General features: G+C 63.0%; 1 protein-coding gene. It reads right to left on the bottom strand.

The genetic code is table 11. The features are described 5' to 3' along the window. Window positions 1-230 (bottom strand): hypothetical protein (locus ACLJNW_RS29125; protein ID WP_410962157.1); only part of this gene is annotated, 230 nt, incomplete at both ends.

The raw sequence follows: 230 nt of genomic DNA, 5'->3' as shown, positions 1-230 counted from the left end.
ACAGAGGGATGACCCGGTGTTGGCGGACCAGCTTTTCGCTGATGGCGTCCCGCGGAAAGCTTTCCTTGTCCAGGCTATTCAGGTCGCAATAGGCGATGCCGAACTGCTCGGCGGACAATTCGGCCAGGGCCAGGCCGCTTACCAGCTTGCTCTGCACCAGGTGCGTCACCAGCGACAGCTTGTTGCGCTGCGCCTGCGCCTGGGCCTGCACGGCGGTCTTTTCGTCGAGT

This window comes from Salmonella sp. SAL4457, assembly GCF_046548235.1.
Taxonomy (GTDB): domain Bacteria; phylum Pseudomonadota; class Gammaproteobacteria; order Enterobacterales; family Enterobacteriaceae; genus Salmonella; species Salmonella enterica.
This window is presented reverse-complemented; position numbering and strand designations above follow the sequence as displayed.